At 60.3% G+C, this 12630-nt stretch carries 13 protein-coding genes; 3 read left to right on the top strand and 10 right to left on the bottom strand.

The genetic code is table 11. The features are described 5' to 3' along the window. Window positions 1-177: 177 nt before the first annotated feature. The 3 genes from EIC84_RS05090 to EIC84_RS05100 are packed head-to-tail and all read left to right on the top strand — an operon-like array spanning window position 178 to window position 1895. Entirely contained in the window at window positions 178-567 is a 390-nt protein-coding gene (locus EIC84_RS05090) for a hypothetical protein (RefSeq protein ID WP_003064405.1), read from the top strand. Continuing rightward, window positions 568-1095, top strand: coding sequence for an RNA polymerase sigma factor (locus EIC84_RS05095; RefSeq protein ID WP_003064403.1), 528 nt, complete (start codon window positions 568-570; stop codon window positions 1093-1095). An 11-nt stretch (window positions 1096-1106) separates the two neighbouring features. Continuing rightward, a complete protein-coding gene (locus EIC84_RS05100; RefSeq protein WP_003064401.1) occupies window positions 1107-1895 on the top strand; it encodes an anti-sigma factor in 789 nt (262 codons plus the stop codon). A gap of 33 nt (window positions 1896-1928) precedes the next feature. Here EIC84_RS05100 and EIC84_RS05105 read toward each other — a convergent pair whose 3' ends face one another. From EIC84_RS05105 to nuoG, 10 genes are read right to left on the bottom strand one after another with little or no spacing between them, the layout of a single operon-like run. Beyond that, the gene (locus EIC84_RS05105; RefSeq protein WP_003064400.1) at window positions 1929-2441 is read right to left on the bottom strand and encodes a DUF1178 family protein; all 513 of its coding nucleotides are present in this window, start codon (window positions 2439-2441) and stop codon (window positions 1929-1931) included. Between the two features lie 8 nt (window positions 2442-2449). Beyond that, a complete protein-coding gene (locus EIC84_RS05110) occupies window positions 2450-2755 on the bottom strand; it encodes a DUF2818 family protein (protein ID WP_003057814.1) in 306 nt (101 codons plus the stop codon). Window positions 2756-2811: 56 nt separating this feature from the next. Beyond that, on the bottom strand, window positions 2812-4305 hold the full coding sequence (gene nuoN / locus EIC84_RS05115) for an NADH-quinone oxidoreductase subunit NuoN (RefSeq protein WP_003064398.1): 1494 nt from the start codon (window positions 4303-4305) through the stop codon (window positions 2812-2814). 24 nt (window positions 4306-4329) lie between these two features. Continuing rightward, window positions 4330-5805, bottom strand: coding sequence for an NADH-quinone oxidoreductase subunit M (locus EIC84_RS05120; RefSeq protein WP_003064396.1), 1476 nt, complete (start codon window positions 5803-5805; stop codon window positions 4330-4332). A gap of 16 nt (window positions 5806-5821) precedes the next feature. After that, a complete protein-coding gene (gene nuoL / locus EIC84_RS05125; RefSeq protein ID WP_171832483.1) occupies window positions 5822-7858 on the bottom strand; it encodes an NADH-quinone oxidoreductase subunit L in 2037 nt (678 codons plus the stop codon). Window positions 7859-7888: 30 nt separating this feature from the next. Further along, on the bottom strand, window positions 7889-8197 hold the full coding sequence (nuoK, locus tag EIC84_RS05130; RefSeq protein ID WP_003057821.1) for an NADH-quinone oxidoreductase subunit NuoK: 309 nt from the start codon (window positions 8195-8197) through the stop codon (window positions 7889-7891). Next, window positions 8194-8874, bottom strand: coding sequence for an NADH-quinone oxidoreductase subunit J (locus EIC84_RS05135; RefSeq protein WP_003064392.1), 681 nt, complete (start codon window positions 8872-8874; stop codon window positions 8194-8196). The genes nuoK and EIC84_RS05135 overlap by 4 nt, the downstream gene beginning before the upstream one ends. Before the next feature lie 34 nt (window positions 8875-8908). Further along, window positions 8909-9418, bottom strand: coding sequence for an NADH-quinone oxidoreductase subunit NuoI (gene nuoI, locus EIC84_RS05140; RefSeq protein WP_003057824.1), 510 nt, complete (start codon window positions 9416-9418; stop codon window positions 8909-8911). An 11-nt stretch (window positions 9419-9429) separates the two neighbouring features. Further along, the gene (gene nuoH / locus EIC84_RS05145) at window positions 9430-10506 is read right to left on the bottom strand and encodes an NADH-quinone oxidoreductase subunit NuoH (protein WP_003057825.1); all 1077 of its coding nucleotides are present in this window, start codon (window positions 10504-10506) and stop codon (window positions 9430-9432) included. Further along, a complete protein-coding gene (nuoG, locus tag EIC84_RS05150; RefSeq protein ID WP_003064390.1) occupies window positions 10503-12620 on the bottom strand; it encodes an NADH-quinone oxidoreductase subunit NuoG in 2118 nt (705 codons plus the stop codon). The genes nuoH and nuoG overlap by 4 nt, the downstream gene beginning before the upstream one ends. Window positions 12621-12630 lie beyond the last annotated feature (10 nt).

The following is a 12630-nucleotide window of genomic DNA, read 5'->3' on the forward strand; positions in this document are numbered from 1 at the left end:
TTATCCATGAAATAAATACTCAATAGGCGATAGCAGCTATCAAATTATTCAGCAATCGATGCCTGAGGCCATGCCTGCAAGACCTGTCGCGCTGCTCTTGAGTTCCTGCGTGAAAACGCATGGAATAAAACCCCTTGCAGAACTGTTTACTGAAGGTCAACCACAAGGAGAGACCTCATGTTTCGCATCGCTTCTCTGACGCTAGCTTCCGCCGCCCTGTTGGCGGCCTGCTCGACCGGCTCGGTCACTTCGGCAAAATCCCCTGCCACCACCCTCAACGGCGTGCTGGTCGGACCGACCCAGATGACGCTCTACGTCTTTGACAAGGATGCCGCAGGCTCCGGCAAAAGCGTCTGCAACGGCGGCTGCGCCACCAACTGGCCGCCTTTGATGGCCCCCGCGAATGCGGCGCCAATCGGCGACTGGAGCGTGGTGATGCGCGACGACGGCAGCAAGCAATGGGCTTACAAGGGCCGCCCCCTCTATCACTGGGTCAAGGATGCCAAGCCCGGCGACATGACGGGTGACGGCTTCCTCAATAATAGCTGGCATGTCGCCAAGCCCTGAGTGAAGGTCGACGCCGCCCTGGTCCATATTCCCCGCCTGCGCCGCTATGCGCGTGCGCTAGCGGGCGATGCCGCGCTGGCAGACGATCTGGTGCAGGACACCCTGGAGCGCGCCTGCCAGAAGTGGGCCTTGTGGCAGCCGCCGGCAGCCGCCTCGGCCGAGCAGGTGCAAAAAGCCTTGCTCAGCTGGCTGCTGACCTTGATGCACAACCTCTATGCCAATCAGTGGCAGCAGTCGTCGCGGCATCGCATGGTGGCGCTTGACGAGGCGCAGGACACGCCTCACGACCCCATGCCCAGACTGACGCTGCAGCTGGATCTGGAGCGGGCCCTGTCCCATCTCACGCCGCAGGCACGCGAGGTGCTGCTGCTGATCGGCATGGAGCAGTTCAGCTATGGCGAAGCCGCGCAGATGCTGGGCGTTCCCGTGGGAACGGTGATGTCGCGCCTCTCGCGCGCCCGCGAGCAGCTCAGGCGCCTCATGGAAGGAGAAAGACCCGCGACGACCGTGTTGAGGGCTGTCAAATGAAGGAAAGTGCAATGACACCCCAGCGCCCCGATGAAACCACGCTGCATGCCTGGGTGGATGGAGAGTTACAGCCCGATGCCGCTGCGACCGTGGCGCAATGGCTGGCCGAACACCCCGAAGAAGCAGCGCGCATGGCCGCCATTCAGGCCCAGAACGCGGGCCTTCAGGCTCTGCATGCGCAATTGCTCGAAGAGCCGGTCCCGCCCCGGCTCATACTATCCCTGCAAAAGCCGGCGCTGCAGTGGCGCTGGCAACATGCGCTGGCCGCAGGCATCATGCTCAGCGTGGGCCTGGGACTTGGCTATGGTGCAGGCCAGCAAAAATCCGGCTCGCCGCCGGCCGACACGGCCGTGCAGTTGCCAGGCTTTGTCCGCGAGGCGGCTGCGGCCCATGCCGTCTATGTGCCCGAGCAGCGCCACCCCGTCGAGGTCGCGGCACAGCAGCAGGCGCATCTGGTGCAGTGGCTGTCCAAGCGGCTGGGAGTTGCGCTCAAGCCGCCGGTGCTGGAAGCCCAGGGCTTTCATCTCATGGGCGGGCGGCTGCTGCCCGGGGAGACCGGCCAGGCCCGCGCCCAGTTCATGTACGAGGATCAGGCCGGCCAGCGCGTCACCCTGTATGTCTCGGTGCTCAAGCCCGGGACGGCAGCCACCTCCGCCCCTGCGTCCTTTCAATGGAGCAGCGACGGTGCAAGCCATGGCTTTTACTGGATCGATGGCCGGCAAGGCTATGCCTTGAGTGCCTCCCTGCCGCGCGAGCGCCTGCAGACTCTGGCCAACGCGATCTATCAGCAACTGAGCTGAAGCCGCAGGGCGCTGACCGGAAGCGGGGTTGTCTTATTGCAGGCTGCCGTTGCCGCCTTCGCCACTGGCCGACTCGGGCAAGGCCAGGGGCAGAACGCCAATGCCCTCTTCCAGCAGCTCCATGGCCTCCTGGGCGCTGGTCTGGCCGCGAATGGCGCGCTCCTCGGTTTCACCGTAGTGAATGCGGCGCGCCTCTTCGGCGAATTTTTTGCCGACGTCCTCGGTATTTTGCGCAACCTGGCGCGACCACTGCATCCAGGCGGCATGCATGGACTGCAGATGTGCCCGCGCCTCGGCGCTGATCTCGGGTACGGCGACGGAAAGCTCCGGCGCTGCGGCAGGAGCCGGTTTTGCAGTCGGGGCAGTTTTTGGCGGCTGTGCGCCCAGATTGAGACGGGGAGCACTCAAGCGCTTGGTCACATCACTGTCGCCGCAAACAGGACATTCCACCAGCTTGCGCTGCAGCTGATTCTGAAAATCATCTTCCGAAGCAAACCAGCCTTCAAAGACATGGCCTGCAGGGCAGTGAAGATCAAGCACTTTCATGGCGCCACTCAACCCTTGCGGTGAACCAGATAGCGATAAACGAAGCCGGGAAATGCCAGCGTCAAAAACAGCGTAGCAGTAATGGCATAGAACTCCCAGCCTTGGGGAGATATCTGGCCGGCGCGGCGCTCCAGCAGCAAGCCCAGGCCGCCCACCAGCAGATACAGGGCAATCATTTCCAGCAGGCGCACCCACAGCGGCTTGCGACCGGCCATGACGGGGCCGACAATGCCCAGACGCTGGTTGATAAAAGGCAAATTGGCTGCCACAAGGGCAGCCAAGATGATGAGCCAGATAGAGGCGGTTATAGACACAAAGCCATTCCTAGAAAAAGCGATGAGGGCATCAAGCCCTCATCACGTTCGTCTTATCAGGAAGCCAGGGCACGCACAACGGCGTCAGCGCACAAGGCCATCAGACCGCCAGGCAGTATGCCCAGCAGCAGAACCAGCGCACCGTTGATCGTCAGCACAACGCGCACATCCAGAGGAGCAGACACGCTGGTAGCAGTGATTGGAGCATCAAAGTACATGACCTTGACCACGCGCAGGTAATAGAAGGCACCGATCAGCGACATGATCACGGCAAACACGGCCAGACCGATGTACAGGCTGCTGCCCGAAGCGACCAGGGCCTGCAGCACGGACAGCTTGGCGTAGAAGCCGACCAGCGGAGGAATACCGGCCATGGAGAACAGGCAGATGGCCATCACACCGGCGTACAGCGGGCTGCGCTGGTTCAGACCGGCCAGATCGGCGATCTCTTCGCTTTCAAAGCCTTCGCGGGCCAGCAGCAGGATCACGCCGAAGGAAGCCAGAGCGGTCAGCACATAGGTCACGATGTAGAACATCGCCGAGCTGTAGGCGTTTTCGACGGTGGCAGGATCGACCTTGCCGTCCACCACACCCGACATCAGACCCAGCAGCACAAAGCCCATCTGGGAAATCGTCGAGTAAGCCAGCATGCGCTTGAGGCTGGTCTGCTGCAGACCGGCCAGGTTGCCGATGAGCAGCGAGCAGACGGCCAGCACCATCAGCATCTGCTGCCAATCGATGGCCAGCGGCAGCAGGCCGTCCACCAGCAGGCGGATGGTCATGGCAAAGGCAGCCAGCTTGGGCGCGCCGCCGATCAGGGCGGTGATGGCGGTAGGTGCACCCTGGTAGACGTCGGGCACCCACATGTGGAAGGGAACCACACCCAGCTTGAAGGCCAGACCGGCGACCACGAAGACCAGACCGAAGACCAGCACCTGGTGCTTGATTTCACCGGAATTGATGGCCTTGAAGACCTGTCCGATATCCAGCGAACCGGTGGCACCGTAGAGCATGGACATGCCGTACAGCAGGAAGCCGGAAGCCATGGCACCCAGGACGAAGTACTTCATGGCGGCTTCGACGGACACGGTGTGGTCACGGCGCAGAGCCACCAGCGCATAGCTGGACAGTGTCAGCAGCTCCAGGCCCAGATACAGGACCAGGAAGTTGTTGCCGCTGATCATGATGAACATGCCCAGCAGGGCCAGCATGGACAGTGTGAAGAACTCACCGCCGCGCAGCATGTCGCGCTCGGCCGCATAAGGGCGGCCGTAGACCATGGTGATCATCACGGCGATAGTGGCAAAGCACTTGAGCCAGTTGCCCATGGCGTCCGAGACAACCATGTTGCCCCAGCCGTAGAAGGTATTGCCGCTCGCGGCGTACATGCCTTGCATCACCGCCACGACAAGCAGGGTGAGCATGGTCAGAACATAGGTGCCGGTGCGACGGGCGCTCTTGACGCCCAGGTCCACCAAGGCAATGACGCAGGCCATGACCAGGAGAGTGATCTCCGGGTAGATCGCCAGCCAGCTGATGTTGTCAATCATCTCGTGTCTCTCGTTTCAGTCTGGTCAGTTGAGCTTGCTCACAGCCACATGCTTGATGAGCTCTGCCACAGACACATCCATCACATCGGTGAAGGGCTTGGGATACAGACCCATGACCAGCACGGCCGCGGCCAGCAGGCCCAGCACCAGGAATTCGCGGCAGTTGATGTCCTTGAGTTCAGCCACATGGTCGTTGGCCACGGCACCCAGGTACACGCGCTTGTACATCCACAGGGTGTAGGCAGCGCCGAAGATCAGAGCGGTTGCAGCGCCCAGACCAATCCAGAAGTTGTATTGCACGGCACCCAGGATCACCATCCACTCGCCGACAAAACCGGCGGTTGCAGGCAGACCACAGTTGGCCATGGCAAACAGCAGGGCAAAGGCAGCGAACTTGGGCATGGTGTTGACCACACCGCCGTAAGCGGCGATTTCACGCGAGTGAACGCGGTCGTACAACACGCCGATGCACAGGAACATGGCGCCGGACACGAAACCGTGGGCAATCATCTGCACCAGGCCACCGGAGATGCCCAGGTTGTTGAACATGAAGAAGCCAAGGGTCACAAAGCCCATGTGAGCCACGGACGAATAAGCCACCAGCTTCTTCATGTCCTTTTGCACCAGAGCCACCACACCCACATAGATCACGGCAATCAGCGACAGCGTGATCATCAGGCCCGACCACTCATGCGCCGCATCGGGAGCAATGGGCAGAGAGAAGCGCAGGAAACCATAGGCACCCAGCTTCAGCATGATGGCGGCCAGCACGGCGGAGCCGCCGGTAGGGGCTTCAACGTGAACGTCGGGCAGCCAGGTGTGGACCGGGAACATGGGCACCTTCACCGCAAAAGCGGCGAAGAAGGCGAAGAAGATCAGCGTCTGTGCGGTACCGGACAGGGGCAGCTTGTGCCAGTCCAGGATCTCGAAGCTGCCGCCCGACTGGGTGTACAGATAGATCAGAGCGACCAGCGTGAGCAGCGAGCCCATCAAGGTGTACAGGAAGAACTTGAAGGCTGCGTAGATCTTGTTAGGACCACCCCAGATACCGATGATCAGATACATCGGGATCAGAGTCGCTTCGAAGAACACATAGAACAGCATGCCGTCCAGAGACGCGAACACACCAATCATCAGACCCGACAGGATCAGGAAAGCGGCCATGTACTGGTTGACGCGCTCGGTGATATTGGTCCAGGAGGCGATCACCACGATGACGGTGATGAAGGCCGTCAGCGGCACAAACCACATGGAGATGCCATCCACTCCCAGGTGGTAGTGGATGTTGAAGCGCTCAATCCAGAGCGCGTTCTCCACAAACTGCATATTGGCAGTCGTGGTGTCGAAGCCGGTGACCAGAGGAATGGTCACCGCAAAACCGATCAGCGCACCGATCAGTGCCAGCCAGCGCACCGCGTTGGCCTGCCCTTCTTTGCTGAAGGCCAGCAGGAGGGCGCCAAAAGCAATCGGCACCCAGATAGAAAGACTCAACAAACCCATTTTTGTTCTTCCCCTACTACTTGTTGAGCCACACGAAGTACGTCATGAGGGCAACGATACCCAGCAGCATGACCAACGCGTAGTGATAGAGATAGCCTGTTTGCAGGCCGCGCACCCACTGACCGAACTTGGCCATGAGCTTCCAGGAGCCGTTCACGATGGCGCCATCGATGATGGCCTGATCGCCGGCCTTCCAGAAGAAGGTACCGAAGGCACGGGAGCCGCGGGCGAAGATGTTCTCGTACACCCAGTCCACGCCGTACTTGCCTTCCAGAACCTGGTAGAGACCAATCTTCTTGGAGAAAGCCATGATGGCGGCAGGAATCTCGGGCTTGACCATGTAGAACACATAGGACACCACCACACCGGCCAGAGCCAGCCAGAACGGTGCAGCCGTGAAGCCGTGCAGAGCCATGGGCACCCAGCCGTGGATCTGCTCGGCCAGTTCGGCCATGGCGCCATGCTTGGAGCCATCGACGTGGATCACGCCCTTGAAGAAGTCGCCAAACAGCATGGGCATCAATGCAATCGCACCAATTACCACCGAAGGAATGGCCAGCAGCACCAGAGGACCGGTCACCACCAGAGGCGACTCGTGGGGCTTGGCATCATGGCCATGGCCGTGGTCGTCATGACCGTGGTGGTCATCATGGTGGGCATCGGGGTTCTGGTCGTAGCGCTCCTTGCCGTGGAAGACGATGAAGTACAGACGGAAGGAGTAGAAAGCCGTGATGAACACACCGGCCAGCACTGCAAAATTGGCAAAGCCGGCAGCAGGCAGGTTGGAAGCGTGAACCGCCTCGATGATGGCATCCTTGGAGTAGAAGCCCGAGAAGAACGGCGTGCCGATCAGCGCGAGGTTACCCAGCAGGAAGGTGATCCAGGTGATGGGCATGTACTTGCGCACGCCGCCCATCCAGCGGATGTCCTGATTGTGGTGCATGCCCATGATGACGGAGCCGGCACCGAGGAACAGCAGCGCCTTGAAGAAGGCGTGGGTCATCAGGTGGAACACGGACACCGAGTAGGCCGACACACCCAGAGCGATGGTCATATAGCCCAGCTGGGACAGCGTGGAGTACGCAATCACGCGCTTGATGTCGTTCTGGATGATGCCCAGAATACCCATGAACAGCGCTGTGATGGAGCCGATCACCAGGATGAAGTTCAGCGCAACATCCGACAGCTCATACAGAGGAGACATGCGCGACACCATGAAGATGCCGGCCGTCACCATGGTCGCCGCGTGAATCAGCGCGGAGATAGGCGTGGGACCTTCCATGGAGTCCGGCAGCCAGGCGTGCAGCGGGAACTGAGCCGACTTGCCCATCGCGCCGATGAACAGGCAGATGGCAGTCACGGTCACCAGCAGCCAGCCCGTACCGGGCAGCTGGGTGTTCTGGATCTCTGGCAGCTTGGCAAAGATTTCAGAATAGTTCAGCGTGCCGGTGTAGGCAGCAATCAGGCCGATACCCAGAATGAAGCCGAAGTCACCCACGCGGTTGACCAGGAAGGCCTTCAGGTTCGCGAAGATGGCCGTAGGCTTCTTGTAGTAGAAGCCGATCAGCAGATAGGACACTAGGCCCACGGCTTCCCAGCCAAAGAACAGCTGCAGCAGGTTGTTGCTCATCACGAGCATCAACATGGAGAAGGTGAACAGCGAGATATAGGAGAAGAAACGGTTGTAGCCGTCATCCTCTTCCATGTAGCCCATGGTGTAGATGTGAACCATCAGCGACACAAAGGTCACCACGCACATCATCATGGCCGTGATGGAGTCGATCAGGAAACCGACTTCCATCTTCAGGCCACCGACAACCATCCAGGTGTAGATGGTTTCGTTGAACTTTGCGCCGTCGAACACGACAGCCTTGAACGTGAGGGCCGACAGAACGAAGGCCAGGAGCACGCTCAGAATCGTCAGGGAACTGCTGCCGGTGCGACCAATCTTGTTGCCGCCAAAGGCCGTGCCCCAGATACCCGCGAGTGCGGAGCCGACCAGCGGTGCCAACGGCACCGCAAGCAGCATGGATGCAGAAAGGGTTTGACTCATTTCTTGAGAACCTTGCAAGTTACGGCGGACTCAACCCTTGAGGGCGTTGAGATCTTCCGCATCGATGCTTGTCTTGTTACGGAACAGCAGCACCAAGATCGCCAGACCGATGGCCGATTCAGCAGCAGCCACTGTCAGGATGAAAAACACGAACACCTGGCCGTGCATGTCGCCCAGATAGCTGGAAAACGCGACAAAGTTCATGTTCACGGCCAGCAGCATCAGCTCGATGGCCATGAGCAAGACGATCAGGTTCTTGCGGTTCAGAAAGATGCCAACCACGGAGAGTGCAAACAGCATGGCACCCAGCGTCAGGAAGTGGCCCAAAGTCAGCGTCATGCTTTTGTCTCCACAGCAGACGCTGCAGCCGCGGCTTCAGCGTCAGGTTTTTGTGCAGGCTTGGTGCTGTCGACCTTGACCAGCTTGATGCGGTCAGAGGCGCGTACACGAATTTGATCTGCAGGGTTCATGGCCTTGCTGTCCTTGCGCTTGCGCAGCGTCAGGGCAATTGCGGCAATCATGGCCACCAGCAGGATCACGGCCGCAATTTCCACGGGATACAGGTATTCCGTGTACAGCAGCTTGCCCAGAGCCTGTGTGTTCGAGTAAGGAACGGTCTGGCCGGCTGCATTGACCATGGTCGCACCAACAGCCTTGGCGTCTTCGACGTCGCCGAAACCGCCCATCAGCACCATGCCCATTTCAAAGGCGATCAGCACACCGATCAGGGCGGCGAACGGGAAATGCTTCCAGAAGCCGCGGCGCATGGAGTCGATACGGATATCGAGCATCATCACCACGAACAGGAACAGCACCATCACAGCGCCCAGATAGACCAGCACCAGAGCGATGCCGAGGAATTCAGCCTTGAGCAGCAGCCAGATGGCGGCAGCTTGCGAGAAGGCCAGAATCAGATTGAGCACGGCGTGCACAGGGTTGCGAGCCGTGACAACCCGGAAGGCTGCAAACAGCAGCACGACCGAGAACAGATAGAAAAAACCAGTTTTGGCGTCCATGGATCGAATCTTTTCAAGTGATCAAGGAGCCGCTTCAGCGGTACTTGGCATCTGCCGCCTTGTTGGCAGCGATCTCGGCTTCATAACGGTCACCCACTGCCAGGAGCATGTCCTTGGTGAAGTAGAGATCACCGCGCTTTTCGCCGTGGTATTCGAAGATGTGCGTCTCCACGATGGAGTCCACCGGGCAGCTTTCTTCGCAGAAGCCACAGAAGATGCACTTGGTCAGATCGATGTCGTAACGCGTGGTACGGCGCGAGCCGTCGTCACGCACATCGGACTCGATGGTGATGGCCATGGCAGGGCACACGGCTTCGCAAAGCTTGCAGGCAATGCAGCGCTCTTCGCCATTTTCGTAACGGCGCAGGGCGTGCAGACCACGGAAGCGTGGCGACTGAGGTGTTTTTTCCTCAGGGAACTGCACCGTGATCTTGCGACGGAAGGTGTAGCGGCCAGTCAGGGCCATGCCCTTGGCCAGTTCCCAGAGCATGAAGCTCTTGAGGAAATCCTTGAAGGAGAAAGGTGTTGCAGCTACTGCAGACATACGTACTCCGCTTATTTCCAGATGTTCCAGGGCGAGTACAGCCAAGCACCCACAACCACCAGCCACACCAGGGTGACGGGAATGAAGATCTTCCAACCCAGACGCATGATCTGGTCATAACGGAAGCGCGGGAAGGTAGCGCGAATCCAGATGAAGCACGACACCACCAGGAAGGTCTTGATCGCCAGCCAGATCCAACCGGGGATGAAACCCAGGAAGTCGAACGGAGGCAGCCAGCCGCCCAGGAACATGATCACGGCCAGGATGGAGACCAGCCACATGCTCGCGTATTCGGCCAGGAAGAAGACCGCAAAGCCCATGCCCGAGTACTCGACCATGTGACCAGCCACGATTTCGGCTTCGCCTTCGACCACGTCAAACGGGTGACGGTTGGTTTCGGCAACGACCGAGATCAGGTAGACGATGAAGATGGGCAGCAGCGGCAGCCAGTTCCAGGACAGGATGCTCATGCCCATGGATGCGAACTGACCTTGACCCTGGCTCATCACGATGGCCGAGAGGTTCATGCTGCCCGTGACCATGATGACCACCAGGAAACAGAAGCCCAGCGCGATTTCGTAGCTCACCATCTGGGCCGAGGCACGCAGCGCGCCCAGGAAGGCGTACTTGGAGTTGGAAGCCCAGCCCGCAATGATCACGCCATAGACTTCGATGGAAGTGATGGCCATCAGCAGCAGCAGACCTGCGTTCACGTTGGCCAGGGCCACATCGGGGGCAAAGGGAATCACCACCCAGGCCGCCAGGGCCGGCATGATGGCCATGACGGGGCCCACATAGAACAGGCCCTTGGCAGCTGCCGTGGGCTGAATCAGTTCCTTGGTCAGCAGCTTCAGGCCGTCAGCCAGAGGCTGCAGCAGACCCGAAGGACCCACGCGGTTGGGGCCCAGACGGATTTGCATGAAACCCAGCAGCTTGCGTTCCCACAGCGTGAGGTAGGCCACGGCACCCATCAGGGGAGCCACGATGGCCACGATGCCGAGCAGAATCCAGATGACGGGCCAGGCCACATCGGTCCAGAAAGGAGCGGCGGACAGGCCCGCGCCCCAAGCTTTCAATGCGTCGATCATGCGGCGCCTCCCTCACGAACCTGACGAGCGTCAGCCGTCAATTGCAGCGACGTAGCGCGGCGCACGATGCTGTCGAGCTGGTAAATGCTGGCGACTGCAGGCGCAGTCACATTGCCGGCGGGCACTGCGCTCACGGCCTGGGCCGCGTTGCTCAGCACATTGGCTGGCACTTGGGCAGCGCCGCCGGTAGCCTCAGCCAGCACGTCCTGCGATGTCTCATAGTCCACGCCCGGCACACCCATCAGGTTGGCCAGCACGCGCAGCACCTTCCATGCGGGACGCGTGTCGGCCAGAGGCTTGACCACGGCGTGGAAGCTCTGCAGACGGCCTTCGGCGTTGACAAAGCTGCCCGAGGTTTCCGTGAACGGAGCAATGGGCAGCAGCACATCGCTGAATTCCAGATTGGCCTTGAAGGGGCTCAGAGTCACCACCATCTCGGCCTTGTTCAGACCAGCGATGGCGGCCTTGCCGGCAGCGCTGTCGAACTCGGGCTCGTTGTTCAGCAAGATGGCAGCCTTCAGGCCACCGCCAATCATCTGAGCCGCATTCAGACCGTTGCCAGCAGGCATGGCCTTGACCCATTGCGCGCCCACAGTGTTGGCGGCTTCGGTCAGATAGCCTACGGCAGCGCCGGTCTGTTCGGCAACCCAGCTGGCCAGAGCCAGCAGTGCAGAAGCCTGAGCATGGTGCGCTGCGGCATTGCCCAGCAGCACGGCCTTTTGCTCGCCAGCCAGCAATGCAGCGGCAATCGCCTTGGCTTCGTCATGGGCCTGACCGGCCACGGGTGCCGAGACACCCTTGGCTTCGGCCACGGCAGCAGCCACATCGGCCAGAGCCTGAGCCCAGTCGCCGGCAGCGACCACCGATGCGTTGACGGGCAAGGCCCAGTCATGGATGCGATCGTTGATGGCGAAGACCTTGCAGCCCTTCTTGGCAGCCTGGCGAATGCGCTGTGCGAACAGCGGATGGTCCTTGCGCAGGTTGGAGCCCACGATCAGAGCCGACTGCAGATTGCTCAATGCAGCGATGGGCAGACCCAGCCACTGCACGCCTTGCGTGGCAGCGAACTCGGCATTGCGCAGACGGTAGTCGATGTTCTCGCTACCGATGCCGCGCACCAGCTTGCCGGCCAGGAACAGCTCTTCCACTGTGCTGTGAGGGCTGACCAGAGCGCCGATGGCGCTGGCGCCATGGTTGCTCTTGATCTGCTGCAGGCCGTTGGCCACATATTCGAGGGCGGTCTGCCAGTCGACTTCCTTCCACTCGCCGCCCTGCTTGAGCATGGGCTTGGTGAGGCGTTCGTCGCTGTTCAGCGCCTCATAGGAGAAGCGGTCGCGGTCGGCAATCCAGCATTCGTTGACTTCTTCGTTCTCGAAGGGCACAACGCGCATGACCTTGTGGTTCTTGACCTGAACGATCAGGTTGGAGCCTGTGGAGTCGTGCGGAGCCACCGACTTGCGGCGCGACAGTTCCCAGGTACGGGCGCTGTAGCGGAAGGGCTTGCTGGTCAACGCGCCCACGGGGCAGATGTCGATCATATTGCCCGACAGTTCGGAGTCCACGCTATCGCCCACCACGGTGGTGATCTCGGAGTGCTCGCCGCGGTGAATCATGCCCAGTTCCATGACGCCGGCCACTTCCTGGCCAAAGCGCACGCAACGTGTGCAGTGAATGCAGCGGCTCATTTCCTCCATGGAAATCAGCGGCCCCACGTTCTTGTGGAACACCACGCGCTTTTCTTCTTCGTAGCGCGAAGAGCTGCTGCCATAACCCACTGCCAGATCCTGGAGCTGGCATTCGCCGCCCTGGTCGCAGATGGGGCAGTCCAGCGGGTGATTGATGAGCAGGAACTCCATCACCGACTGTTGTGCCTTGATGGCCTTCTCGCTCTTGGTGCGCACGATCATGCCTTGCGTCACTGGCGTGGCGCAGGCGGGCATGGGCTTGGGAGCCTTTTCCACATCCACAAGGCACATGCGGCAGTTGGCCGCAATGGATAGCTTCTTGTGGTAGCAGAAGTGAGGAATGTAGGTGCCGGCCTTCTCGGCTGCATGCATGACCATGCTGCCTTCCGTCACCTCGACCTTTTTTCCGTCCAGTTCAATTTCAACCATATGCTTGTCT

The sequence above is a fragment of the Comamonas sp. A23 genome (genome assembly GCF_004522605.1).
In the GTDB taxonomy this organism is placed as follows: Bacteria; Pseudomonadota; Gammaproteobacteria; order Burkholderiales; family Burkholderiaceae_C; genus Comamonas; species Comamonas thiooxydans.

Coding starts and splice junctions, on each gene's coding strand:
- EIC84_RS05090 (WP_003064405.1), top strand. CDS start 178: ATGTTTCGCATCGCTTCTCTGACGCTAGCTTCCGCCGCCCTGTTGGCG.
- EIC84_RS05100 (WP_003064401.1), top strand. CDS start 1,107: ATGACACCCCAGCGCCCCGATGAAACCACGCTGCATGCCTGGGTGGAT.
- EIC84_RS05105 (WP_003064400.1), bottom strand. CDS start 2,441: ATGAAAGTGCTTGATCTTCACTGCCCTGCAGGCCATGTCTTTGAAGGC.
- nuoN (WP_003064398.1), bottom strand. CDS start 4,305: ATGATTGACAACATCAGCTGGCTGGCGATCTACCCGGAGATCACTCTC.
- EIC84_RS05120 (WP_003064396.1), bottom strand. CDS start 5,805: ATGGGTTTGTTGAGTCTTTCTATCTGGGTGCCGATTGCTTTTGGCGCC.
- nuoL (WP_171832483.1), bottom strand. CDS start 7,858: ATGAGTCAAACCCTTTCTGCATCCATGCTGCTTGCGGTGCCGTTGGCA.
- nuoK (WP_003057821.1), bottom strand. CDS start 8,197: ATGACGCTGACTTTGGGCCACTTCCTGACGCTGGGTGCCATGCTGTTT.
- EIC84_RS05135 (WP_003064392.1), bottom strand. CDS start 8,874: ATGGACGCCAAAACTGGTTTTTTCTATCTGTTCTCGGTCGTGCTGCTG.
- nuoI (WP_003057824.1), bottom strand. CDS start 9,418: ATGTCTGCAGTAGCTGCAACACCTTTCTCCTTCAAGGATTTCCTCAAG.
- nuoH (WP_003057825.1), bottom strand. CDS start 10,506: ATGATCGACGCATTGAAAGCTTGGGGCGCGGGCCTGTCCGCCGCTCCT.
- nuoG (WP_003064390.1), bottom strand. CDS start 12,620: ATGGTTGAAATTGAACTGGACGGAAAAAAGGTCGAGGTGACGGAAGGC.